This is a genomic window from Rhodococcus sp. NPDC057297 (genome assembly GCF_042667435.1).
GTDB lineage: Bacteria > Actinomycetota > Actinomycetes > Mycobacteriales > Mycobacteriaceae > Rhodococcoides.
In genome coordinates this window covers 49,490-74,900 of sequence record NZ_JBHUZE010000007.1, presented here as the reverse complement: position 1 = coordinate 74,900, position 25,411 = coordinate 49,490, and the positions used below count along the sequence as shown (strand labels likewise).

At 63.9% G+C, this 25,411-nt stretch carries 18 protein-coding genes, 1 tRNA gene and 1 pseudogene; 11 read left to right on the top strand and 9 right to left on the bottom strand.

Going from position 1 to position 25,411, the window contains the following annotated elements:
• Positions 1-3 precede the first annotated feature (3 nt).
• The 5 genes from ACFULT_RS19620 to ACFULT_RS19600 all read left to right on the top strand — a co-directional run bounded on the left by ACFULT_RS19620 (position 4) and on the right by ACFULT_RS19600 (position 9,828).
• A complete protein-coding gene (locus ACFULT_RS19620) occupies positions 4-978 on the top strand; it encodes a TM2 domain-containing protein (protein ID WP_378482192.1) in 975 nt (324 codons plus the stop codon).
• Between the two features lie 294 nt (positions 979-1,272).
• Positions 1,273-5,856: a glutamate synthase large subunit gene (gltB, locus tag ACFULT_RS19615; protein ID WP_378482269.1), complete on the top strand. Its 4,584-nt coding sequence runs from the start codon at positions 1,273-1,275 to the stop codon at positions 5,854-5,856.
• Entirely contained in the window at positions 5,849-7,354 is a 1,506-nt protein-coding gene (locus ACFULT_RS19610; protein ID WP_037107701.1) for a glutamate synthase subunit beta, read from the top strand. Before gltB ends, ACFULT_RS19610 begins: the two co-directional genes overlap by 8 nt.
• A 137-nt stretch (positions 7,355-7,491) precedes the next feature.
• Positions 7,492-8,910 (top strand): pyruvate kinase, encoded by a 1,419-nt coding sequence (gene pyk, locus ACFULT_RS19605; protein ID WP_080732911.1) that lies wholly within the window; start codon positions 7,492-7,494, stop codon positions 8,908-8,910.
• Positions 8,911-9,828, top strand: coding sequence for an acyl-CoA thioesterase (locus ACFULT_RS19600; RefSeq protein WP_378482191.1), 918 nt, complete (start codon positions 8,911-8,913; stop codon positions 9,826-9,828).
• A 19-nt stretch (positions 9,829-9,847) separates the two neighbouring features.
• Here the strand turns inward: ACFULT_RS19600 and ACFULT_RS19595 are convergent, their stop codons facing one another.
• Positions 9,848-10,819, bottom strand: a complete 972-nt coding sequence (locus ACFULT_RS19595; protein ID WP_378482268.1) for an alpha/beta hydrolase — start codon at positions 10,817-10,819, stop codon at positions 9,848-9,850.
• Between the two features lie 119 nt (positions 10,820-10,938).
• Between ACFULT_RS19595 and ACFULT_RS19590 the strand changes: the two are divergent.
• Positions 10,939-11,853, top strand: a pseudogene (locus ACFULT_RS19590) (glycosyltransferase 87 family protein); the annotation flags it as partial.
• 198 nt (positions 11,854-12,051) lie between these two features.
• Here the strand turns inward: ACFULT_RS19590 and ACFULT_RS19585 are convergent.
• On the bottom strand, positions 12,052-12,579 hold the full coding sequence (locus ACFULT_RS19585) for a DNA-deoxyinosine glycosylase (protein WP_378482267.1): 528 nt from the start codon (positions 12,577-12,579) through the stop codon (positions 12,052-12,054).
• Positions 12,580-12,595: 16 nt separating this feature from the next.
• Between ACFULT_RS19585 and ACFULT_RS19580 the strand changes: the two genes are divergently transcribed.
• Positions 12,596-12,889 carry a hypothetical protein gene (locus tag ACFULT_RS19580; RefSeq protein ID WP_378482275.1) on the top strand — a complete coding sequence of 98 codons (294 nt, stop codon included), beginning with the start codon at positions 12,596-12,598 and terminating at the stop codon, positions 12,887-12,889.
• Here ACFULT_RS19580 and ACFULT_RS19575 read toward each other — a convergent pair.
• Complete coding sequence (locus ACFULT_RS19575; RefSeq protein WP_378482190.1) at positions 12,886-13,365, bottom strand: DUF1772 domain-containing protein; 480 nt, start codon at positions 13,363-13,365, stop codon at positions 12,886-12,888. The genes ACFULT_RS19580 and ACFULT_RS19575 overlap by 4 nt on opposite strands.
• Before the next feature lie 129 nt (positions 13,366-13,494).
• Between ACFULT_RS19575 and ACFULT_RS19570 the strand changes: the two genes are divergently transcribed.
• Positions 13,495-14,478 carry an AraC family transcriptional regulator gene (locus tag ACFULT_RS19570; RefSeq protein WP_378482189.1) on the top strand — a complete coding sequence of 328 codons (984 nt, stop codon included), beginning with the start codon at positions 13,495-13,497 and terminating at the stop codon, positions 14,476-14,478.
• Here the strand turns inward: ACFULT_RS19570 and ACFULT_RS19565 are convergent.
• Positions 14,463-15,191 carry an AAA family ATPase gene (locus ACFULT_RS19565; RefSeq protein WP_037107712.1) on the bottom strand — a complete coding sequence of 243 codons (729 nt, stop codon included), beginning with the start codon at positions 15,189-15,191 and terminating at the stop codon, positions 14,463-14,465. The genes ACFULT_RS19570 and ACFULT_RS19565 overlap by 16 nt on opposite strands.
• 277 nt (positions 15,192-15,468) lie before the next feature.
• A tRNA-Leu gene (locus tag ACFULT_RS19560) sits at positions 15,469-15,545 on the bottom strand.
• Between the two features lie 159 nt (positions 15,546-15,704).
• Between ACFULT_RS19560 and ACFULT_RS19555 the strand changes: the two genes are divergently transcribed.
• Complete coding sequence (locus tag ACFULT_RS19555; RefSeq protein WP_037107717.1) at positions 15,705-16,322, top strand: ANTAR domain-containing response regulator; 618 nt, start codon at positions 15,705-15,707, stop codon at positions 16,320-16,322.
• A 172-nt stretch (positions 16,323-16,494) separates the two neighbouring features.
• A complete protein-coding gene (locus tag ACFULT_RS19550) occupies positions 16,495-17,835 on the top strand; it encodes an ABC transporter substrate-binding protein (RefSeq protein ID WP_037107719.1) in 1,341 nt (446 codons plus the stop codon).
• A 365-nt stretch (positions 17,836-18,200) separates the two neighbouring features.
• Here the strand turns inward: ACFULT_RS19550 and ACFULT_RS19545 are convergent, their stop codons facing one another.
• Genes ACFULT_RS19545 through ACFULT_RS19530 form a run of 4 tightly spaced genes read right to left on the bottom strand, consistent with a single transcriptional unit; the run spans position 18,201 to position 22,323 of the window.
• Positions 18,201-19,010 carry an ABC transporter ATP-binding protein gene (locus ACFULT_RS19545; protein WP_037107722.1) on the bottom strand — a complete coding sequence of 270 codons (810 nt, stop codon included), beginning with the start codon at positions 19,008-19,010 and terminating at the stop codon, positions 18,201-18,203.
• Entirely contained in the window at positions 19,007-20,047 is a 1,041-nt protein-coding gene (locus ACFULT_RS19540; protein WP_094721511.1) for an ABC transporter ATP-binding protein, read from the bottom strand. The genes ACFULT_RS19545 and ACFULT_RS19540 overlap by 4 nt, the downstream gene beginning before the upstream one ends.
• Complete coding sequence (locus ACFULT_RS19535; protein WP_019665836.1) at positions 20,040-21,029, bottom strand: branched-chain amino acid ABC transporter permease; 990 nt, start codon at positions 21,027-21,029, stop codon at positions 20,040-20,042. Before ACFULT_RS19535 ends, ACFULT_RS19540 begins: the two co-directional genes overlap by 8 nt.
• 4 nt (positions 21,030-21,033) lie before the next feature.
• Positions 21,034-22,323: a branched-chain amino acid ABC transporter permease gene (locus ACFULT_RS19530; protein WP_019665835.1), complete on the bottom strand. Its 1,290-nt coding sequence runs from the start codon at positions 22,321-22,323 to the stop codon at positions 21,034-21,036.
• Between the two features lie 297 nt (positions 22,324-22,620).
• Here ACFULT_RS19530 and polA point away from each other — a divergent pair, with 297 nt between their 5' ends.
• On the top strand, positions 22,621-25,362 hold the full coding sequence (gene polA, locus ACFULT_RS19525) for a DNA polymerase I (RefSeq protein WP_037107727.1): 2,742 nt from the start codon (positions 22,621-22,623) through the stop codon (positions 25,360-25,362).
• Positions 25,363-25,411: the final 49 nt, after the last annotated feature.

Here is a 25,411-nt window from a genome sequence, read left to right as displayed (position 1 = left end):
CCGGTGAGCGAGTCCGACAAGAATCAAGAACCCGGTTCCGGTAGCTCCTCCGACGGCACCGAGTCGCGGCCCGAATTCGCCTCGGCGTTCGATTACGACGCAACCGCCGAGGCGTCGCTGTCCGAACCCCCTGCTACCTCGGAGGCAGGCCCGGTGACCGGAGCCGTCGGCTCGGGTTCCGGGTCCGGCCCAGGATGGGACGTCCACTCCGGGGTCGGAAACGGTCCGGGTTGGGGCGAGAGTCCGAGTTACCCGCCGCCCAGCACTCCGGACACCACACCGCAGCCGACGGTCGATCTGGGCAAGCGCGCGTCCGCGGCCGGCGATCCGACGGCTGCTCACACCCCCGATTCTCAGGGTTACCCGTCGTACCAAGCGGATTCACCGACGACTGCATTCGGCGCACCTGGCGGCCCCGTGTACGGCCCGCCGGATCCGAATTATCCGCAACCGGGCCCGTACGACGGACAGGGTTACAGCGGATCCCAGGGCTACAGCGGATCCCAGGGTTACGGCGAATCCCAGGGCTACGGCGAATCCCAGGGCTATGGTCCGCAGCAGGGTTATGGCGGATCCCAGGGCTACGGTCCGCAGCAGGGCTTGGGTCCACAACAGGGTTACGGTCCACAACAGGGTTACTCTGCTCCGCAGAGTTACGGCCCGCCGCCCGGTTATCCAGCGCCACCTGCGTATGCCGTGGGGCCGTACGGTGTGGATCCGGCCGCACCCTACGGCCGTCATCCGGTGACGGGTGAGCCGCTGTCCGACAAGTCGAAGGTGACCGGCGGCGTGCTCGGCATTCTCCTCGGTCCGTTCGGCGCCGGACGGTTCTATCTGAATCAGCCCGGCATGGCCGTCGCGCAGATCGCGGTGACGTGGTTGACGTGCGGTATCGGCGGCATCTGGCCATTGATCGACGGGATCATGATGCTCACCGGCAACGTGCGCGATCAGAACGGGCGCCCGCTGCGGGACTGAGTCCGCCGGCACCGTTCTCCGGTGGCTGCCTGCGGGTTGGAGGTAGTCGGCCTGTGGTTTCGGTGTTTGTCAAGAGCTACGGTAAGCTCCAGGCATTCGGTGCTGAGGCCGAATTCCTTCGCGGGCCAGAGTTGTCCCGGTAGACCCGTTCAGTGAAACAAGAGTTCCCACGAGCCTAGAATCGTGTCGGAGCTGATCGCTAGCGGAGTTGCCGAGGAGAACGAGACGGCGCCGTGATGTTTCGAGTGCCGTTCGCTCTGCGGTGCCTCCCTGGCCGAGAGGGAGGTGGCGGATTTGCTGTTCTCACAGTTGCCGGCGGAGCAGGGACTGTACGACCCGTCTCGCGAGAAGGATTCCTGCGGCGTCGCGATGATCGCGGACATCGCGGGTCGCCGCTCTCACAGCATCGTCGCCGACGGTGTTCTCGCACTGGAGAATCTGGAGCATCGGGGTGCTGCGGGCGCCGAGCCGAACAGCGGTGACGGCGCAGGCATTCTGATTCAGCTTCCGGTCGAACTGTTGGCCTCCCTCGCCAACTTCCCGTTGCCCGACGCCGCCGCCGACGGCGCGAACACGTTTGCCGCCGGTATGTGCTTTCTGCCGCAAGGAGTACGTGAGCGGGCTGCCGCCGTGGCTCGGGTCGAAGCGATTGCTACCGAGGAGGGTCTGTCGGTCCTCGGGTGGAGCGAGGTCGAGATCGATCCGGACAAGGCCGACATCGGTGTGACGGCACTGGGCTGTATGCCGCACATGACGTATCTGTTCGTGACGGCTCCCGAGGTGAACGGCGTCAGGCCGTCGGGCGTGGCCCTGGATCGTCTGGTCTACGGCTTGCGGAAGCGGGCCGAGCGGGTGACACCGGAGATCGAAGCTGCCGGAACCGGGCTGTTCTTCCCGTCGCTGTCCTCGCGGACGATGGTCTACAAAGGCATGCTGACGACGATGCAGTTGCCGTTGTTCTTCCCGGATCTTCGTGACCCGCTGTGCATGAGCGCAATTGCCATCGTGCACAGTCGATTCTCGACCAACACGTTTCCGTCGTGGCCGCTGGCGCACCCGCATCGGTACGTTGCGCACAACGGTGAGATCAACACCGTCAAGGGCAACCGGAACCGCATGCGCGCCCGTGAGGCGATGTTGGCGTCGAGTCTCATTCCCGGTGACCTCGAGCGCCTGTATCCGATCTGCAATCCGGACGGTTCGGATTCGGTGTCTCTCGACGAGGTCCTCGAACTTCTGCATCTCGGCGGGCGCAGTGTGCCGCACGTGGTCATGATGATGGTCCCCGAGCCGTGGGAGAACCACCGCAACATGGATCCGGCGGTACGGGCGTTCTACCAGTTCCATGCGTCGGTCATGGAGGCGTGGGACGGGCCTGCCTGCGTCACGTTCACCGATGGTGCGTACGTCGGGGCCGTTCTGGACCGGAACGGTCTTCGTCCGGGCAGGTGGTGGCAGACCGAGGACGGTCGGGTCATTCTCGCCAGCGAGGCCGGTGTGCTGGACGTGCCTCAGTCCGAGGTGGTGGCCAAGGGGCGGCTCGAGCCCGGCAAGATGTTCCTGATCGACACGGAGGCAGGCCGTCTCGTTCCCGACGAGGAGATCAAACTGCAGCTCGCGTCGGAGCATCCCTATCAGGAATGGCTGCATGCAGGCCTGCTCGAGATCAAGAGCCTGCCCGATCGTGCGCACATCCAGTACAACCACGACTCGGTGGTTCGTCGGCAGGTTGCGTTCGGGTACACCGAGGAAGACCTGCGCGTCGTACTGACGCCGATGGCCGCGTCGGGCGGTGAGCCGTTGGGATCGATGGGAACCGACACGCCACCCGCTGTACTCTCGCAGCGGTCGAAGCAGCTGTACGACTACTTCATCGAACTGTTCGCGCAGGTCACGAACCCTCCGCTCGATTCCATTCGCGAGGAGATCGTCACATCACTGACGCGCGTGATGGGCCCGGAGCAGAATTTGCTCGAGCCGTCGGCTGCATCGTGCCGTCAGATCGTGCTGCCGTGGCCGGTGCTGGACAACGACGAGCTGAACAAGATCATTCACATCAACTTCGACGGCGATCACCCTGGGTTGTCGGCGACCGTGCTGCGGGCACTGTACGAGGTCGAGCGCGGCGGCGAGGGTCTCGCCGAAGCCATCGAGGATCTGCGTCGTCGTGCCAGCGATGCGATCGCCGCTGGATACCGAACGCTCATCATCTCCGACCGAGACTCCGACCACACGTACGCGCCCATTCCGTCGCTGTTGGCCACGGCTGCAGTCCACCACCACCTGGTACGCACCAAGGAACGCACCAAGGTCGCTCTCGTCGTCGAGTCCGGTGACGCACGCGAGGTGCATCACCTTGCTCTGTTGATCGGCTTCGGTGCGGCGGCGGTCAACCCGTATCTGGCCATGGAGTCCATCGAGGATCTCGTCGCGGAGGGCGAACTCACCGGTGTCGAGTCCACGGTCGCGGTCCGCAACTACCTGTACGGGCTGGGCAAGGGCGTGCTCAAGGTGATGTCGAAGATGGGCATCTCCACGGTCGGCTCCTACACCGGTGCGCAGGTCTTCGAGGCCGTCGGTCTCGACAAGGAGGTCGTCCGCGAGTACTTCAAGGGGACGGTCAGCACCCTCGGCGGTGTCGGCTTGGACGTTCTCGCCGAGGAAGTCAAGCTGCGGCACCGTCGCGCCTACCCGGAGAACCCCACCGATCGGGTTCACCGCCGTCTGGACATCGGAGGTGAATACCAGTTCCGTCGCGAGGGCGAGCTGCATCTGTTCACTCCGGAGACCGTGTTCCTGCTTCAGCACGCGACGCGCACCGGGCGTTACGACGTGTTCCAGAAGTACAGCAGCGAGGTGGACCGGCTTGCGCGGGAAGGTGGTGCGCTTCGCGGTTTGTTCGAGTTCAAGGAAGGCCTGCGCGCCCCTGTTCCGCTGGACGAGGTCGAGTCGGCCGAGTCGATCGTCACCAGGTTCAACACCGGGGCGATGAGCTACGGGTCGATCTCCGCCGAAGCACACGAGACCATGGCCGTCGCCATGAACAACCTCGGCGGTCGCTCCAATTCCGGTGAGGGCGGCGAGGACACGGATCGGTTGTACGACAAGTCTCGTCGCAGCGCGGTCAAGCAGGTCGCCAGCGGCCGCTTCGGGGTCACGAGCGACTATCTGGTCAATGCCAGCGACATCCAGATCAAGATGGCGCAGGGCGCGAAGCCGGGGGAGGGTGGGCAACTGCCCGGCTACAAGGTGTATCCGTGGGTCGCCAAGACCCGTCACTCGACGCCCGGTGTCGGTCTCATCTCGCCGCCCCCGCATCACGACATCTACTCCATCGAGGACTTGGCGCAGCTGATCCACGATCTCAAGAACGCCAACGAGAATGCACGCGTCCACGTCAAACTCGTCAGCTCGGTCGGAGTGGGCACCGTGGCAACGGGTGTGAGCAAGGCGCACGCCGACGTGGTCCTGATCTCGGGCTACGACGGCGGCACGGGTGCGGCGCCGTTGACGTCGCTCAAACACGCGGGCGCTCCCTGGGAGATCGGTCTCGCCGACGCTCAGCAGACTCTGGTACTCAACGGACTCCGCGACCGAATCACGGTGCAGTGCGACGGTGGGCTCCGCACCGGCAGGGACGTCATCGTGGCGGCGCTGCTCGGTGCCGAGGAGTTCGGATTCTCGACGGCTCCGCTCATCGTGTCGGGATGCATCATGATGCGTGTGTGTCATCTCGACACGTGCCCGGTGGGCGTGGCGACGCAGAACCCGGAACTACGCAAACGGTTCACCGGAAAGCCCGAGTTCCTGGAGGACTTCTTCCGGTTCGTGGCCGAGGACGTGCGCAAGTATCTGGCGCAGCTCGGTTTCCGCAGCATCGACGAAGCCGTCGGGCACGCAGATGCTCTGGAGACGGCCGCCGGTGTGGCGCACTGGAAGAGCAAGGGCCTGGACCTGACGCCGATTTTCGCCATGCCGAAGGATCAGCACGGGGCACCGATGACACAGCGTCGACGCCTCCGCGGTCAGGACCACGGACTCGATCTCGCGCTCGACCGAACCCTGATCCAGTTGGCCGAGGGTGCACTCGAGGATGCGCATCCCGTGAAACTGGAACTGCCGGTGCGCAACGTCAACCGAACCGTCGGCACTCTGTTGGGTGCGGAGGTCACCCGCCGGTACGGTGGCGCGGGGCTTCCCGACGACACGGTGCGCGTCGAACTGACAGGGTCTGCAGGTCAGTCGCTCGGTGCATTCCTTCCCACCGGGATCACCCTCGATCTGATCGGTGACGCCAACGACTATGTCGGGAAGGGGCTTTCGGGCGGCCGCGTCGTCGTCCGGCCGTCATCCGATGCCACCTTCGTCGCGGAGGACAACGTCATCGCCGGCAACACCATTCTGTATGGCGCCACTGCGGGTGAGGTTTTCCTGCGCGGACGGGTGGGGGAGCGGTTCGCGGTCAGGAATTCCGGCGCGACCGCGGTCAACGAAGGCGTCGGCGACCACGCGTTCGAGTACATGACAGGTGGCCGTGTCGTCGTCCTCGGACCGACCGGACGCAACATGGCCGCCGGTATGTCCGGAGGTATCGCCTTCGTCCTCGGGCTGGACGAGAGCAACGTCAACATGGCCATGGTGTCTCTGCAGACGCCCGATCCCGACGATCTCGCCTGGCTGCGGGACACCGTCGAGAACCACCGGAAGTGGACGGGATCCGCAGTGGCGTCGTCGCTGCTCGCGGATTGGCCGCGCCGTTCCGCTCTGTTCACCAAGATCATGCCCGTCGACTATCAGCGTGTGCTGGAAGCGACATCGATGGCGCGCGCCGAGGGGCGCGACGTCGACTCAGCAATCATGGAGGCTGCACGTGGCTGACCCACGAGGATTTCTGAACATCGTCAAGCAGGAAGCGGCGAAGCGGCCGATCGGTGAGCGCGTCAAGGACTGGAAAGAGGTCTACTCGCACCAGCCTGCCGACGAGCGAGCCGCCGAGGTCTCCGATCAGGCACGCCGGTGCATGGATTGCGGAATTCCGTTCTGCCATTCGGGAACTGCGGGCTGCCCCCTCGGCAACCTGATTCCGGAGTGGAACGATCTGGTGCGTCGAGGCCGCTGGGACGCTGCGAGCGATCGCCTCCACGCGACCAACAACTTCCCGGAGTTCACCGGTCGCGTCTGTCCTGCGCCCTGCGAGGCTGCGTGCGTGCTCTCGATCTCGGAGAGCGAGACCGGTGGAAGCGTCACGATCAAGCGCGTCGAGCAGACCATCGCGGACCTGGCGTGGGACGAAGGCAGCGTCGTGCCGCAGCCGCCGACGATCAGCACGGGTAAGACTGTCGCGGTGGTCGGTTCCGGCCCGGCCGGACTCGCCGCTGCCCAGCAGTTGACCCGTGCGGGTCACGACGTCACCGTGTACGAACGGGACGACAGGCTCGGGGGTCTGCTTCGGTACGGCATCCCCGAGTTCAAGCTGGAGAAGTCGGTTCTGGATCAGCGTCTCATGCAGATGCGTGCGGAGGGAACTCATTTCGTCACCGACTGCGAGGTGGGAATCGACTTCACCGTCGAGCAGTTGCGGGCGAAGTTCGATGCCGTCGTTCTTGCTGTCGGTGCGTTGCGTGCGCGGGACAACACCGAGGTCGAGGGTCGCGGTCTGAGCGGTATCCATCTGGCCATGGAGCATCTGGTGCCGTCGAACAAGGAGTGCGAGGGAGACGGCCCCACGTCCATCTCGGCGAAGGACAAGCACGTCGTCATCATCGGCGGCGGAGACACCGGAGCCGACTGTCTCGGCACGGCGCACCGTCAGGGTGCCGCGTCGGTGACGCAGTTGGACTACAACCAGGCGCTTCCGGATGCTCGGGACGACTCCACGTCGCCGTGGCCGTCGTGGCCCCTCGTTCTGCGTACCTCACCGGCCCACGCCGAGGGTGGTGTGGTGCGGCATCAGGTTGCCGTCCAACGTTTTCTGGGTGACGAGAACGGCCGCGTCCGAGCGATGGTCCTCGCCGAGGTCGAGGTGCAGCGCGACGCGGACGGTCGACGGATCATCACCCCCATCGGTGAGGAAGTCGAGCTTCCGTGCGACCTCGCGCTCTTCGCGATCGGGTTCGAAGGCGTCGAGCACAGTCCTCTGCTCGACGACTACGGCCTGTCGCTGACTCGTCGCGGTTCGGTTTCCTGTGGACCCGACTGGCAGACCACCGCTCCCGGCGTGTTCGTCTGCGGCGACGCTCATCGAGGCGCGTCGCTGGTGGTCTGGGCCATCGCGGAGGGACGGTCCGCAGCGCACGGCGTCGACGCGTTCCTGACCGGTCGCTCCGACCTTCCGTCGCCGGTTCACCCGACCGCTCTGCCTCTCGCAGTGGTGTGATCAGCGCCGTTGTGACACCGTAGTCTGTACCGATCCAGGTCGGTTCACCTGTGGCAACTCACTACTACCGGTCAGTAGTGTTTGGTCGGGGACCTCTGCCGTAGAGAAGGTGAGGTGCACCGACTACGCTCGTGATCGTGAGCCGACGTACGAAGATCGTTTGCACCCTTGGACCTGCAACCGCCAGCGCTGAGCGAATCCGCGAACTCGTCGAGAGTGGAATGGATGTCGCTCGACTGAATTTCAGCCATGGTGATCACCCCGATCATCAGGCCAACTACGAGTGGGTCCGTGCGGCCTCGAATGCCACCGGCAAAGCCGTCGGCATCCTTGCCGACCTCCAGGGACCCAAGATCCGTCTCGGACGGTTCACGGAAGGTAAGACCACCTGGGCCGCCGGTGAATTGGTACGCATCACCGTCGACGAGTGCGAGGGCACGCACGACCGCGTGTCGACGACGTACAAGGAATTGGCGCAGGACGCCAAGGAGGGCGACAGGCTCCTCGTCGACGACGGCAAGGTCGGACTCGTCGTCACCGGAGTCGAAGGCAACGACGTGCTGTGCCGCGTCACCGAAGGTGGACCGGTCAGCAACAACAAGGGCGTGTCCCTGCCGGGTATGGACGTGTCCGTTCCGGCGTTGTCGGAGAAGGACATTGCCGACCTCGAGTTCGCACTGTCGCTCGGAGTCGACTTCATCGCGCTGTCGTTCGTTCGCTCCCCTGCGGACGTCGAGCTCGTGCACGCGGTCATGGATCGCGTCGGCCGCCGCGTGCCGGTCATCGCGAAGCTCGAGAAGCCCGAAGCCGTGGACAATCTCGAAGCCATCGTGCTTGCATTCGACGCAGTCATGGTGGCCCGCGGCGACCTCGGTGTCGAACTCCCGCTCGAACAGGTTCCGCTGGTGCAGAAGCGCGCGATCCAGATCGCGCGTGCGAACGCCAAGCCCGTCATCGTCGCAACGCAGATGCTCGAGTCGATGATCGAGAACTCGCGCCCCACCAGGGCAGAGGCGTCCGATGTCGCGAACGCCGTACTCGACGGCACCGACGCGGTCATGCTGTCCGGTGAGACCTCCGTCGGCAAGTACGTGATGGAGACCGTGCGCACCATGGCCCGCATCGTCGAGACGGTCGAGAGCGAGGGCGATCCCGTTCCTCCTCTGACTCATGTTCCGCGTACCAAGCGAGGCGTCATCTCCTACGCCGCGCGTGACATCGGTGAGCGTCTCGACGCCAAGGCGCTCGTCGCGTTCACTCAGTCCGGCGACACCGTGCGGCGACTCGCGCGTCTGCACACGTCGTTGCCGTTGCTCGCTTTCACCTCGATTCCCGAGGTTCGTTCGCAGCTGGCTCTGAGCTGGGGAACCGAGACGTTCCTGGTTCCCGATGTGGCCACTACCGATGCGATGGTGCTCGAGGTCGACAAGGCTCTGCTCGAACTCGGGCGGTACAACAAGAGTGATCAGGTCGTGATCGTGGCCGGTGCTCCTCCCGGCACAGTAGGCTCGACCAACTTGATCCACGTGCACCGAATTGGGGAAGAGGACCGGTAAGTGACCGATGCGGGGGGAACGGGTGCAACCACTGCACCCGACGCTATTGAAGTGAAGACGGATCTGGAGACGCTCCTCGAGCTGCTGGCGCTCGAGGAGATCGGCGAGGACAAGTTCCTGGGGGTACACCCTCGTCAGGTCGGAAGCCGGACCTTCGGCGGTCAGATGGTCGCGCAAGCGCTCATCGCAGCCGGCCGAACGGTCACGGGAACGACCCGTGACGTCCATGCGATCAACGCGCACTTCATCCGTGGCGGTGATGTGAAGAAGCCGATCGAGTACCACGTCGACCGACACCGCGACGGTCGAGCATTCGCCAACCGGCAGGTCACGGCATATCAGGACGGCAACGAGATCTTCGTGATGCTCGCTGCGTTCCAGGATTTCGGCACCGGACTCGAGCACAGTGTCGAGCTGCCGGATGTTGCATACCCGGACGCGTTGCCGCCGCTCGGCGACCACTTCGTCGGTTACGAGGACAGGCTGCAGATGTTCGTCGACGCGCTCAAGCCGATCGACATGCGCTACGCGAACGATCCCGCGTGGATTCTGCAGGGGACCGGCGAGAAGCTCAATCACAACCGCGTGTGGATGAAGGCCGACGGTGATCTTCCCGACGACGCGATCTTCCACGCCGCCACGATGGGGTACGCGTCGGACACGACGGTGCTCGACTCCATCATCACCACACACGGTCTGTCGTGGGGGTTCGATCGGATCGTCGCGGCAACCGTGAACCATTCCATCTGGTTCCATCGACCGTTCCGATTCGACGACTGGGCGTTGTACGCGACGGAGTCTCCTGTCGCGGCGGGGTCCAGAGGCCTGGCCACGGGCAGGTTCTTCTCGATGGACGGCTTGCTTCTCGCGACGGTGGTGCAGGAAGGTCTGATCAGGCACTTCCCTCGGAAGGCCTGACTCGATGGCAGTCCACCGGTCAGGCCAGAGCCGGCGCGATCGTCGTGGTCCAGGCTTCGCGTAGCTGGTCTTCGAAGAGCGGCCAGGTGTGAGCGCCCCGCTCACGCATGGAAATCGTTGCTGGAACTCCAGTTCGGTGCAGAGCGTCGACGAACAGTGACGTGCAGTAGTTGACCAGCGCTTCGACGACGACCCCGCCGACGGGTGGGAAAGCACCGACCGGGATGCGGTCCACGGGTCCTGGAAGTCCTTCCGACGCACTGACGTACACCGCTGTGCCGCGCAGTCTTTCGACGTTCACGGCCGGGTCGTGTTCGCGCCACGCAGGGTTGCCCGGCAATCCCCACATGTTGAACGGGTTGTTCAGGCCACCCGCGATCATCGTCGAGATTCCTGCCATCGCAAACGGATTCGAGGGTGCAGGGCAGCCGCTGAACGACGCCGCGGCGTCGAACACGTCCGGTGCCTGAATGGCCAGATCGAGCGCGGGGCCTCCGCTCATGGACAGGCCGGCGATGCCGTTCTTCCCGGTCGAGCCGAAGTGGCCGTCGATCGCCTGGGGGAGTTCGCGGGTGAGATAGGTCTGCCACTTGTAGTTTCCGAGCACCGGGTCGGGGTTCTGCCAGTCGGTGTAGAAGCTGAACCTCCCACCGACCGGCATGACGACGGTGACGTTCTTGTCGGCGAAGAACTCCGCTACCGAAGAGTTCCCGAGCCATCCCACGCCGTCCTCGTTCCCGAGTGCACCGTTCAGGAGATAGAGGGTGGGAAGAGTGCCGCCGTGGGAAGGCCGCAGGACGTCGTTCGAGATCACCTTGTCCATGGACGGCGAATACACGTCGACTACGGAGTGAGTTGCGGACACTGCGCGGACATCGACCACATCGGCCGTCGCAGCGGGCGCAGCATGCGCGGGGCCGGCGACCGTGAGGGCGCTCGCCGCCAGCGCGAACACGACGACCGAACGCACCATCAGTAACTTCTGCCACATACGCATCAGTCGATGGTGGCACGCATCGGCATGACCGCTGCTAACGATCAGGCGTCGAATCCACAAAGTTCGCCTGTGTCGTCCGTGATTTTCCACGAAGTACCAATAGTGTCCGTTCCATGCCGGAAACCGACACGTTTCGACGACACGACGGGCGATGGGTCACGTTCGCAGTTGTCGCCGCAGCCGTCGCCCTCGTCGCGCATGCGTGGACGTTGGGATTCGCCGGCTTGTACGGACTGTTCGGGAACGGGGTCGACGCCATCGTGTACCGGCACGGCGGCGGGACGTTGCTGACCGGTGAGGGCCTGTATTCGTTCTCGTTGTTCGAAACCTCGCTCCCGTTCACCTACCCGCCGTTCGCTGCTTTGGTGTTCGTTGTGCTTGCCGTGCTACCGATCTCGGCCACGACGGCGGTCGTGGGCGTCGTCAACATCCTGCTTCTCTACCTCGCGGTCCTTCTGAGTTGGAGGATTCTCGGGTACCGCGGAGTGCCCACTCATGTCGTCGCCCTCGGATCGGCGGTGGCGTTCACGTGGCTCGAACCGGTTCGAATGACACTGTGGCTCGGGCAGATCAACCTTCTTCTGCTGATCCTCGTGCTGTGGGATCTCGGTCGTCCCGATGGCAGTCGTCTGCGAGGAATCGGTGTCGGCCTCGCCGCGGGGTTGAAACTGACACCGGCATTCTTCGTCGTGTATGCGCTTGCCGCCAGGCAGTTCCGGACTGCGGCGGTGGCCGTCGCGACGTTCGTCGCCACTGTTCTCGCGGGATCGATTCTGTTGTTCGACGACGCACGCACCTTCTGGACCAGCGCGATCTTCCAGTCCGATCGGATCGGCTGGCTACCGTCGCCGGCGAATCAGTCGGTGCACGGTGTGCTCGCTCGAATATGGTCCGACGGGTCGCCGCCGATGGCACTGTGGCTCGGATGTGTACTCGTCGTCGGCGTGCTCGGACTGTGGTGCGCGGTGGCGGCCGAGCGCCGAGGCGCTCGGTTGCTGTCGTTGACCATCTGCGGACTGACGACTCCCATGGTGTCCCCGTTCTCGTGGGGACATCACTGGGTGTGGTGCGTGCCGTTGGTCGTGGTGGTTCTGGACTGGGCTGCGAGATCCGCTCGGTCCTGGAGCTGGGCGGTACCGGCCCTCGTCGTGGCCCCGTTCGTCGCCTGGTACTGGACGGCGCCCAGTGGCACTGCCGTCATCGGCACATTCATGCTCGGCGTCCCGTCATGGGCGAGAATCCCGGTGACATCGGTCTACCCGATCGTGTTCGCGGTCGTTCTCGTGGTTGCTGTCGTCTCGACTGCTGGACCGAGATATCTCCGGCAGAAGCTGCGCGACCGATCGCCACGCGTCGAGCTTTCGGTCGAAGGACAGAGAGGCGTGAGCGGGGCTGGTCGACGGAAGCCGACGTACGGCGACATCGCGTACGGACGGGGCGACGTGGCGAACGAAACTCGTCTCCGCCTTGGCTCCGTTGAAGACGATGCGCCGGATGGAAGGAAATTCGCCGAGCAGGGAGTCGAAGTCGTTCGTCACGACAGTCGAATCGACGATCGCGGAGTCGAGGCTCCCGCGCCGCGTGCATAGCTTCACCACATCCCACACCGCGATTCCGCGAGCGAGCAGAATCGCGGTTCGCTCGTCGTAGGACTTGTCCAGGCCTGCACCGAGCAGCGCTCCCATGATCGGCCAGAACGCGTTACGAGGATGCGCGTAGTACTGCGCCGCTCTCAGTGACGCCACTCCGGGCATGGAGCCGAGGATCAACGTGTGCGACGAACGGTCGACTATCGGCGGAAAGCTGTGCACCGTGGTCATCCCACCAGCATGTCAGGCCCAATCGCGTGCGGGCACCGGCGTCGTCGACGACAATGGAGCCATGTTGGATCCACGAGTACTCGACAATCATGAACTCGACGCAGAACTCGCTGTACTCAAGCGCGGCCGCGACCAATCGATGGACGAGGGTGCGCAAGGCGCCGAGCTCGCCGAGGCGGATGCTCTGATCGAGAAGTTCGAAGCCGAGATCCGTCATCGTCACGAGCAACCGCAAGCAGATTAGATCCGCGCCGCCGCGGTCAACGCAGCACACGCCAGAGTGGCCGCCGCAGTCCTGGCATGGTCCCAGCGTGTCCATCGAGTGAGATAGTCCGCCCACACCGAAGCACCGTGGCTGCTGGACGGGTCGACCGAGGCCAGAGAATCGTTGAGCGGCACGTTGATTGCGATCGTCATAGCCACGCACCCGACCACGTACACCACCGCACCGGCAACGACGAGCGTCCGCGAATCTCCGCCCGACGCGACGCTCGCGACGGCGGCGGTCACCGCAGCGGCAGCGGCGCCGAGGAAGACCGTCAGGAACAAGGGCGAGACGATCGCGATGTTGATCTGCTGCATCGTGGCAGCGGCCTCGGCGGCGGGTCGCGTTGCGAGCGCGGGCATGACGCTGACCGAGAACGCCATCAGCACTCCCGCTGTGAGTCCGCACCCGACCGCCGCGGTCGTGGTGGCAGTGGACGCGAGAACGTCGATCACAATGGTCTCCTTTCCGTCGATTCGTCCAGTTCGTCGATTCGTCCAGCGTGCACCTGTAGTCGATGGACGGACAATGTCTTTTCGTCGCAGTTTCATGCTCGTTCGTCCATGCCGTCGTAGGATCGGTCGGTGCGCGGCCACGATCCATGGGCATCAACCGACCCGCTCGGAGAGGCCCTGCATTTCGTCCGGATGACCGGTGCGTTCTACTGCCGGTCCGAGCTGGCCGAGCCCTGGGGGCTCGCGATGCCCACAATGGAGGGCTGCCTGTGGTTTCACGTCGTGGTCGCCGGGCGATGTCTCCTCGAGGTCGACGGCGCCGAGCCTCGGTGGCTCGCTCCGGGCGAATTCGCACTGGTGCCGGATGGATCCGGGCATGTCCTGTCCAGCGACGCCTTCTCTGCCGAGTCGGCCCCTCTCGTGCACGATTTGCATCACGACTACATCAGCGATCGATACGCCGTCGTCCGCCACGGAGGCACCGGATCCTCGACGATCATGATCTGTGGAGCAGTGCGGCTCGATCACCCGTCGGTCGGAAAGCTGCTCGACTGCCTGCCGTCGCTGATCGTCGTGGAGTCGGCACCGACACCGCAGCTGTCGTGGATGCACAGCACACTGGGCCTCGTCGCCGACGAGGCACAGCGAATCCGACCCGGTGGGGAATCCGTCATCACGCGGTTGTCGGACATCCTCGTCATCCAGGCGTTGCGGTGGTGGATCGAGAACGATCCCGCGGCCGGGACCGGTTGGCTCGGTGCACTGCAGGACTCAGGGATCGGCCCCGCGCTGGCGATGATTCACCGCGCGCCGGAGAAACCGTGGACCGTGGCCGCCCTCGCCACCGAGGTCGCGATGTCGCGTTCGGCGTTCGCCGCACGCTTCACGGCACTCGTCGGTGAAGCGCCCATGCGCTACCTCGCACGCTGGCGGATGCAGTGTGCCCACGACGCACTGAAAACCGGTGGCTGTACCGTCGCAGAGTTGGCACATCGAAGCGGGTACGAGTCCGAAGCCGCCTTCGGCCGAGCATTCAAGAGACTCGTCGGTCAGTCACCGGGAAGCGTCCGTCGCCGCGGGCTACCGGCAATCCGACATCAGTCCAGAAGGTGACGCAGATACATCGACGGATCGGACAGGTACCGACGCCAGTGCGCGACGAGTTCCAGTTCTTCCCAACTGGTTCTGCGCAGACCGTGGTCACCGACTTCGACGACGTCGGCTCCTGGTAACGACGCCAACACAGGCGAGTGGGTCGCGCAGACTACCTGGGCCCCGGCGTCGGCGAGTTCGGACATCAACGCCACCAGTCGTAGGCAGGCAGTGAAGGACAGTGCCGACTCCGGTTCGTCCAGCACGTAGAAGCCCGGGTCCTGGAACATCGCGCGAAACACCGCGAGAAAGCCCTCGCCATGGCTCAATTCGGTGGTGTCTTCGTCCCAGTAACCCGGCACGCCCGAGTAACGTTCGGTCAGTTCGACGGCCGTTTCGGCACGGAGAAAGAAGCCCTTCTTCTGCAACCGCGGTCCTCGAAGCATCCGTGCGCCTCGCGGTGTCGTCTCGAGTTCGATGACGTCGCCCAGCGGGGTTCGAACGGTGTCCGTGCGCGGCAGTCTCGACGCTCGGCCGCCCCGCGAATCGAGATCGAAACCCTCCGCGACAGCTTCGACTATGGTCGACTTACCCGAGCCGTTGTCGCCGACGAGCATCGTCACCGGCGCATGGAACTCGAGTCCGTCTCCGACGAGGTCCGCCACGGCAGGAACGGTGAAAGGCCAGTCGTCGACGTGATCGACCGGATCGACGAATGCGCGCTCTACGAACATGAATTCAGGCGGTCACCGGTCGATCGACGTATCCGGTCACATGGGTGCTGTCGGCACTGCACTGGAAATAGACCCATTTCGGTTCCGACCGGTCCGCAGCATCTCCGAACCGGTGAGTGACACGCTGAGCGCACAGAGTGCCGGCGCCGGTGTCATGGCATCGAAGATTGCTGGGTATGTACATCGCTTCACTGTATGCCTAGCGACTACACCGTATGAATAGCGGCTTCACCGATGGCCTAGCGGTGCGGGTCGGTGTACCAGTGACGCTGGGGGGTGGTGCCCTCGGTGAGACTCGAACTCACACTGGACGGGTTTTGAATCCGTTTCCTCTGCCAATTGGGATACGAGGGCTGGCGTCTTCGTGCGGTTCACTACTTTAGAAGATGCGCTTCAGGCCCCGTACACCGGTACCCTCGAAGGGTTCGTGGAATCAGGTGAGGTCTGCGGCACAGTGCCGGGCATGCGAGGATTTCTGCTGGTCGATGACGTGTCTAAGGAGACTGGTAAACGATGAATGCTCCTGCCCAGCAAGAGAGCGCAAAGCCCGCTCTACGGGTCGTGGTCGCCGAGGACGAATCGCTCATCCGCCTCGATCTGGTGGAGATGCTGCGTGAAGAGGGCTACGAGGTGGTCGGTGAGGCGGCCGATGGTCAGCAGGCCGTCGACCTGGCCGTGGAACTTCGTCCCGATCTGGTGATCATGGACGTCAAGATGCCTCGCCGGGACGGGATCGACGCGGCGTCGGAAATCGCCGAGAAGCGGATAGCTCCCGTCGTCATCCTGACGGCGTTCAGTCAGCGTGAACTCGTGGAGAAGGCGCGCGACGCGGGAGCGATGGCGTATCTGGTCAAGCCGTTCTCCAAAGCTGACCTGATGCCTGCCGTGGAACTCGCGGCAAGTCGGTACACGGAGATCTCGTCGCTCGAGAGCGAGATCGCCGACCTCCAGGAACGACTGGAGACGCGCAAGCTCATCGAGCGGGCGAAGGGCAAGCTGATGGAATCTCAGTCGCTCACAGAGCCACAGGCGTTCAAGTGGATTCAGCGCGCCGCGATGGATCGCCGGACGACGATGAAGGCCGTCGCCGAGGTCATCATCGAGACGCTGGACACCCCGCCCGAGTCCTGATTTCGGGCCCGCACGCTACGGCGATGTAAATCTTCGGCCCCTCAGGTCACAGTCAGGTCACGAGCCGTCTTCTCGCCCATCGCGAACCGATGGGGACAGCTAGCGTCTGATCCACACACGCGGCGCATGACTCACGTGCGCTTCGTTTTTGGATCGACCAAGGAGACCCTAGATGGCAAAACGGACCTATGTCCGCACGGCTGCGGTGCTGGGTGCTGCTTCACTGGCACTGTTCGGCTGTTCCTCGAGCGACGATTCCAGCTCGGGAGACAGTTCCAGCTCTGCCAGCGGTGGAAGTTCGGCGGCGGAAGAGACAACGGTGTCGACCGACTGCACGCCGGATCAGGCGACGGCAGGGGCGACCCCCGTCACGACCCCGCTGGTCGTCGGTACGTTGCTTCCCGAGACCGGCAGCCTTGCATTCCTCGGCCCGCCGGAGGTCGCGGGTGTGCGCCTCGCGGTCGACGAGGTCAATGCTGCGGGCGGCGTTCTCGGGCAGCCTGTTCAGCTCATTCCCGGCGACTCGGGTGACACGACCACGGACACCGCGAACACCACGGTCGACCGTTTGCTCGCAGGTGGAGCGGACGTCATCGTCGGTGCGGCATCGTCCTCGGTGTCGCTGAAGGTGATCGACAAGATCTCCAGCGCCGGCGTCGTGCAGTTCTCCCCGGCCAACACTTCGGATCAGTTCGTCTGCTACGCGGACAAGGGACAGTACTTCCGTACCGCACCCACCGATGTGCTTCAGGCGCAGGCGCTTTCGCAGCTCATCGCCGAGGACGGTGCGCAGCGCGTATCCATCCTGGCCCTCAACGACCCCTACGGCACCGGCCTCGCCGCCAACACCGTGGAGAACCTCGAAGCAGCGGGCATTCCGTCCGATCAGATCCAGTCGATCATCTACGACCCCAACGCACAGTCGTTCAACGCCGAGGTCGACGACGTGAACAACTTCGCGCCCGACGCCGTCGCAATCGTGGGCTTCGAGGAGTCCGCGAAGATCATCACGCGTATGCACGAGGTCGGCATCGGACCGTCGGACGGCACCCTCGTCTACGGCGTCGACGGCAACATGGGTAACGCCCTCGGCGAATCCGTCGCACCGGGCCTGCTCGACACGATGCGCGGAACCACCCCGCTCACCGACGTGGGCACCGCCTTCCAGGATCGACTCAAGACCGTCGACCCCGCGTTGGTGGACTTCAACTACGCCGGAGAGTCCTACGACGCAGTCATCATCTCGGCCCTCGCGGCAGAGCAGGCCAAGTCGACGGCGGGCACGGACATCGCTGCCAACATCAACAGCGTCACCAAGGACGGCGAGAAGTGCACCACGTACGCACAGTGCCTTCCCCTCGTCCAGGCCGGAACCGACATCGACTACGACGGTGTCACCGGTGCGCTGAACTTCAGCGACGCAGGTGAGCCCGCCACCGGTTCCTACGGCAACCTGGTCTTCGGCCCGGACAACACCCTGAAGACGGACGGATACATCGTCGTCGGGGAGTGATCGGTCCTCGGTACTGACTCAGAACACACGGAACCCCGGTCCACCTGGACCGGGGTTCCGTGCTGTCGTGGGCCATGCCGCTTGGATTCCGTGCTGTCCGCTTCCCCGTTCGGAGCGAATGAACGTTTTGGTCAGTCTGACTGACCGAACGTCACGTTCGCTCCGCTTTGGGCATCCGCCGTTCGGAGCGAATGAACGTTTTGGTCAGTCTGACTGACCGAACGCCACGTTCGCTCCGCCTTGGACATCCGCCCCGGCTCTACTCCCGAGCCCGACTGCACTGGGGGAGCACCCGGGCAGCCCCTCAAGATGCAGCAAGACCCGGGCTCGAGGGGTGAGCCCGGGTCCTGTGGGAGCGCGGAAGGTTATTTCTTTTCTTTGCTTCCCGCCAGGGTGCCGAGGTAGAGCTCGATGACCTTGGGGTCGTTCATGAGGTTGGTGCCGGTGTCGGTGTAGGCGTTGCGTCCCTGGTCGAGGACGTATCCGCGGTCGCAGATCTGGAGGCAGCGGCGTGCGTTCTGTTCCACCATGATGATGGAGACGCCTGTTGCATTGATCTTCTTGCAGCGGATGAACACTTCGTCCTGGAACATGGGGGAGAGGCCTGCGGATGGTTCGTCGAGCAGCAGGACCGATGGTTCCATCATCAGGGCGCGGCCCATGGCGACCATTTGTCGTTCGCCACCGGAGAGTGCGCCTGCTTTGACTTTCTTGCGTTCGCCGAGGAGCGGGAAGAGTTCGCTGACGAAGTCGAAGCGTTCCGCGAATTTCTTCGGACGCAAGTAGATTCCCATTTCGAGGTTTTCCTCGATGGTGAGTGACGGGAAGACGTTCTGCGTCTGTGGCACGTATCCGACGCCTTTGGTGACGAGGACGTGGGCTTCGGCGGACGTGATGTTGTCTCCGCGGAGTTTGACCGAGCCCTTGCGCACGGGAATGAGCCCGAACAGTGTTTTCAACAGGGTCGATTTTCCGGCACCGTTAGGGCCGATGATGCCGACGATCTCGCCGTCCTTCAGGAAGAAGTTGCACTCTTCCAGAATGTTGACGCCCGGTATGTATCCGGCGACGAGGTTGTCGGCGCGGACCAGTGCCCCCTCCGCGAGGCGGGCGTGTTCCTCTGGTGTGGCGGCGAATTCGGCGGGTGTCAGTTTGTCGGTGTTCGGTTCGCTCATTTGCCGTCTTCTTCCTTGGCGTGCTTGCCGGTTGCGACGTCGGCAGACGCGACGAACTCGGGCTCGGACAGGTCGCCGCCTGCTTCGAGCTCTTCTGCTTCGGCCTGTTCGAGAGCTTCGGCCAGTTCGGCTGTGGCGCCGACGGGATTGCCGTTCTCGTCGAATTCGAGGGCCTGGTCGTGATGGCTTCCGAGGTAGGCGTCGACGACGGCGCCGTTGTTGGACAGGTCTTCCGGGGTGGATTCGGCGATGACGCTGCCCTGTGCCATCACGACGACCCAGTCACTGATGTCGCGGATGACGTCCATGTCGTGTTCGACGAACACGACCGTCATCCCGTCGTCGCGCAGCGACTTGATGTGGCCCAGGAGGCTTTGTGTCAGTGCGGGATTGACGCCTGCCATGGGCTCGTCGAGCATGACCACGGCCGGATCGGTCATGAGAGCGCGCGCCATTTCCAGTAGCTTGCGCTGACCGCCGGACATGGAGCCGGCGAGGTCGTCGGCCTTCGCGTCGAGCTTGAATCGCTCGAGCAGTTGGTAGGCCCGGTCCGTGATCTCCTTCTCCTGCTTCTTCCACGTCCAGGGCATCAGCGTGTTGACGATCCGTTCGCCGCGCTGGCCGGTGGCGCCGAGTCGGACGTTGTCGAGCACGGTCAGTTTGGACAGTGCCTTCGTCAACTGGAACGTACGCACGACGCCCTTGCGCGCGACTTGGTGTGGGTGCATTCGGCCGAGCGACTGTCCGTCCATCGACCAGGTGCCCGTGTCGGGGCGGTCGAATCCGGTGAGCAAGTTGAACAACGTGGTCTTACCAGCACCGTTGGGTCCGATGAGGCCGGTGATGCAGCCTCGCTGGATCTCGAGATGTGCGACGTCGACGGCTTTCAGGCCGCCGAAGGTTCGGGACACTCCGTCGACGACGAGCGTCGGATCCGGTTTTGCCGCACCGGGAGTCTGGGGGACTCCGGCGAACAGTGCTGACCTCTCCTGAGCGCTGAGTGGCCGCCGTGCGTCCGCTGTTGTCTTGTCAGGCATTGAGCTGTACCTCTCGCTTGTTGCCGAGAATGCCTTGCGGCCTGAACACCATCATCACGGCGATCAGAATGCCGAGGAGTACGAATCGGGTTGCGCCGACCTGCTGTTCGGTCAGGTTCAGCAGGGGATCGGGGCCCGAGATGGCTTGCCGCAGGATGGCGTCGGGGATGGAGAGAAGGAACCAGAACAGCATGGCTCCGAGGACCGGGCCGAATACTGTTGCGGCACCGCCGAGGATCAACGCGCCGAAGGCGAAGAACGTCTGTGCGGTGGAGTAGAAGTCCGGGTTGATGGACTTGGTCTGCAGGGCGTTGAACACGCCGCCCATGCCTCCGATGACGCCACCGAGAACAAGAGCCTGCATCTTGTAGACGAAGACGTTCTTGCCGAGCGATCGTGCTGCATCCTCGTCCTCGCGGACGGCCTTGAGGACGCGACCCCATGGGCTGTGCGTGAGCAGGTAGATGAATCCGCAGAGGATCAGTACGAGTGACCACCCGACCACCATGGCCCATAGGTCGTCACCGTAGAACTTCACACCGAGGAAGGCGTACTGCTTGCCGGAGTCGAACGGGCTGAGGGAGGTGAACGGGTCGGCGAAGCCGAAGATGCCGTTGGTGGACTTGGTGATCGGATCGGACGCCGTCGATCTGAAGACGAGTCTGAGTATCTCCGATGCTGCGATCGTGACGATCGCGAGATAGTCCGCGCGGAGCCGTAGCGTCGGGATGCCGAGGACCAGGGCCAGCAAGCCTGCGGCGCCGAGGCCGACGAGTATGCCCAGCCACAGGGGCTGCTGGTAGGTGATCGTCATGATGCCGACGCCGTAGCCACCGAGCAGCGCGAAACCGATCTGACCGAAGTTGAGCAGTCCGGCGTAGCCGAAGTGCAGATTCAAGCCGATTGCGAGTAGTGCGTAGAAAATTGCCGACGGCCCGACAAGTTGGGCGAGCGAGACCTGGAGTGCTCCGAGAATATCCACGTTGTCACCCGATCCTTTGTCGCGAGCCGAGTATGCCCTGGGGTCTGACGACGAGGATGAGAATCAAGACGAGCAGTCCTCCGATGTATTTGAGATCGGGATTGATGATCATCGTCGACCACTGGACCAGCAGTCCGACGATGACGCAGCCGAGGAGGGCTCCGTACGCAGTTCCCAAACCGCCCAGCGTGATTCCCGCGAACATCAGGAGTAGCAGCTTGAAGCCCATTTCCCACTGAACGCGGCCACCGAGCTCGGAGAGCCCGAACAGGACGCCGCCCAGGGCGGCGAGGCCACCGCCCATGCACCAGACGAAGGTGACGACGCGCTCCACGTTGATTCCCGACGAGGCGGCGAGGTCCCGGTTGTCGGCAACGGCGCGCATGGCCTTGCCGATTCGGGTGCGCTGAAGCATCACCGCGACGCCGACGAGGACGACGATGCTGATGACGATGCAGGCGAGGTTGACATTGGTGATCGCCAGCGGTCCCCATTCGTTCTGGGTCTGAGCCTGGTAGTCGGCGAACGGTTCGGCGCGATCGGAGAAGAAGATCAGGATGAGGTAGCGCAGTGCGATGGCCAGGCCGATCGACACCACGAGTTGAGCGATCAAGCCGGTCTTCCGTTTTCGCAGCGGGCGCCAGATCACTGTGTTGTTCAGCCAGCCGATCGCGATGCCGACGATGATCGCCAGTATCGTCGCCCAGATCAGCTGGATGCCCATGCTGACGTTGAAGACCCACGCGGCCACGGCACCGAGCGTCACCAGCTCTCCGTGCGCGAAGTTGGTCAGGCCCGTGGTGCCGAAGATCAGGCTGAGGCCTACGGCTGCCAATGCGATGACCAGACCGAAGCGAAGGCCGTCGACGGTGGTCCTGATGAACTTCTCGTAGAACGGCACCTCCGTGGCGGTTCTGGCTTCACCGAAGGAGAAGATGACGGTGTTGGCGCGTCCGGCCTGCACGTCGCGTTCCACCGAGCCCTGGACGCTGACTCCGTCCGGAAGGGTTTCGGAGTCCACTTCGAATGTGTATGTGCCAGGCGACAACTGGAGTGTCCAACGGCCTCCGTCCTGAGAGGTGGTGCGAACCACCTCGTCACCGGAGGAGTCGAGTGCCTTCACATCGACGTCGGCGAGGCGTTCACCGCCGTTGTTGAGGCTTCCGCTCACGGCGACCGCGTCGGCGGGCGGTGCGTCCGAGATCGCGGTGGGCGGGGGAGTAGGGGTCGGTTCTTGAGCTGCGGCAGTGCCACCGAACGTCACTGCTGCTATGGATCCGAGTATCGCCAACATGAGGATCTGTCTCAGAAGGCGGAACGAACTTCGGTCTGTGTACCGAATTCGGATCTTCCTTCGGGTCCATCGAACATTTGGAGCCACGCACGTCCTCCGGACGGTTGTCGGGGTGAGCCCAGGATCGGGCTCGGCTGCTTGCAATTGTCGGACTCTAACCGTTGGAACCGCACGAAATCGGCGTCTCGAATTTCCGATAAGTATCATTTGTGTTTCGAACTACGTGAACAGGCGAAATCGCAGCAGATTCCCATCCGCGCCCGCCGCTGTCGGACCCTCTACCTAGACTGGGCAACCGTGAGCCCCGTAACCGACGCCAGTGCCGCATCCGCACCTTCGACCGGCAAATCAGCCGACGGTCAGCAACCGACGCTGTTGCTCATCGACGGTCACTCGATCGCGTTTCGCGCGTTCTTCGCCCTGCCCGTGGAGAACTTCAAGACCACGAGCGGCCAGTCGACCAATGCGGTGTACGGGTTCACCTCCATGCTGATCAACCTCCTCCGGGACGAGAAGCCGACGCATATCGCCGCAGCTTTCGACGTCTCTCGGCAGACGTTTCGCGCCGAGCGATTCCCGGACTACAAGGCCAACCGCAGCAAGACACCCGACGAGTTCGCCGGCCAGGTGGACATCACGAAAGACGTCCTGGGCGCAATGGGTATCCCTGTCATGGCCGAGCCGGGTTTCGAGGCCGACGACATCATCGCCACGTTGGTCACTCAGGCCGAAGCGCTCGGCTACCGCGTCCTCGTCGTGACCGGTGACCGCGACTCGCTGCAACTCGTCACCGACAACGTGACCGTGCTCTACCCCAAGAAGGGGGTTTCGGAGCTCACCCGGTTCACCCCGGAAGAAGTGACCACCAAGTACGGGTTGTCGCCGTCTCAGTATCCCGACTTCGCGGCGCTACGAGGCGACCCGAGCGACAACCTGCCCGGAATCCCCGGCGTCGGCGAGAAGACGGCGACCAAGTGGATCGTGCAGTACGGCTCCCTGGAGGAACTGGTCAACAACGTCGACAAGGTGAAGGGCAAGGTCGGTGACGCACTGCGTGCCAATCTGTCCTCGGTCGTCCTCAACCGCGAGCTCACCGAAATGGTGCGTGACGTGCCGTTGCCGTACACCCCGGACCAGCTCGAACTCGCACCGTGGGACCGGGAGAAGATCCACGGGTTGTTCGACGACCTCGAGTTCAGGGTCCTCCGTGACCGCCTGTTCGACACGTTGTCCTCGGCCGAACCGGAGGCGGAGGAGGGCTTCGACGTCAAGGGTGGCGCCGTCCCCGTCGGAGAGCTCGCAGCATGGCTGGCCGCTCACGCGTCGACAGGTGAGCGTCATGGACTGTCGGTCGTCGGTCCTCGTCGCCCGTTCGACAGTGATGCCGTGTCCATCGCGATCGCTGCGTCCGACGGTGAGGGCGGATTCGTCACGACGAGCTCACTCGATCCGTCCGACGAGTCAGCACTCGCGGCATGGCTGGCCGACGAAACGCAGCCCAAAGCCCTACACGAGGCCAAGTGGGCCATCCACGCGCTTCGCGGTCGGGGATGGACCCTGGGCGGATCGACGAGCGACACCGCACTCGCTGCGTACCTCGTCCGTCCGGGCCAGCGGAGCTTCAATCTCGACGACCTGTGCCTGCGCTATCTCAAGCGTGAGCTTCGGGCGGAGGACTCCGTCGAAGGTCAGATGTCGCTACTGGACACCGAGGACGTCGCCGAAGCCGCGGTGGCCGAGGGCGAAATCTTGCGAGCGCAGGCCATTCTCGATCTGGCGGCCGCACTGGACTCGGAACTGACCGACATCGAATCGACGTCGTTGCTGTCCGAGATGGAGCTACCCCTCCTCGGAGTGCTCGCGGACATCGAGGCGACAGGCATCGCCGTAGATCGCACCCACCTCGAAGCACTTCAGAGCCGCTTCGCCGGGCAGGTGTCCGACGCCGCCAACGCCGCCTACGAGGTGATCGGCAAGCAGATCAACCTGGGTTCGCCGAAGCAGCTGCAGGTCGTGCTGTTCGAAGAACTCGACATGCCGAAGACGAAGAAGACCAAGACCGGTTACACCACCGATGCAGACGCACTGCAGGGCTTGTTCGAGAAGACCGAGCATCCGTTCCTGAAGTTCCTGCTGGACCACCGCGACGCGACCCGCATGAAGGTCACCGTCGACGGGTTGCTCAAGTCCATTTCCGACGACGGGCGTATCCACACGACGTTCAATCAGACGGTCGCAGCGACGGGCCGGCTGTCCTCGACGGAGCCGAACCTGCAGAATATTCCGGTTCGTAACGAGGCCGGTCGCCACATTCGCGACGGGTTCGTGGTCGGAGAAGGCTACGACATGCTGCTGACGGCAGACTACAGCCAGATCGAAATGCGCATCATGGCCCACTTGTCCGGCGACGAAGGGCTGATCGAGGCGTTCAACACAGGCGAGGATCTGCACAGTTTCGTCGGAGCGCGAGCCTTCGGTGTTCCCATCGAAGAGGTCACGCCGGAACTGCGTCGTCGGGTCAAGGCCATGTCGTACGGGCTCGCGTACGGGCTCAGCGCCTTCGGGTTGGCTGCGCAACTCAAGATCTCCACGGACGAAGCCAAGCAGCAGATGGAGGCGTACTTCGCGCGCTTCGGCGGCGTGCGTGATTACCTGCGGAACGCGGTGGAGGAGTCCAGGAAGGTCGGGTACACGTCCACGTTGTACGGCCGTCGCCGCTACCTACCGGACCTCAACAGCGACAATCGTCAGCGGCGCGAGGTCGCCGAGCGTGCCGCGCTGAACGCTCCCATCCAGGGCACGGCTGCGGACATCATCAAGGTTGCGATGATCGATGTGCACAAGTCCTTGAGCGCGTCGAATTTGAAGTCGCGCATGTTGCTTCAGGTTCACGACGAGTTGGTGCTCGAGGTGGTCGAATCCGAGCGCGACGAGGTCGAGGCTCTGGTTCGCGACAAGATGGCGTCGGCGATTTCGCTGTCGGTGCCGCTCGAGGTGTCGGTCGGTACGGGGCGCAGTTGGGACAAAGCCGCGCACTAGGCGTTCGTCGTGTGCACCACCCGGCTACATAAATCAGGGCCGGCCGCAA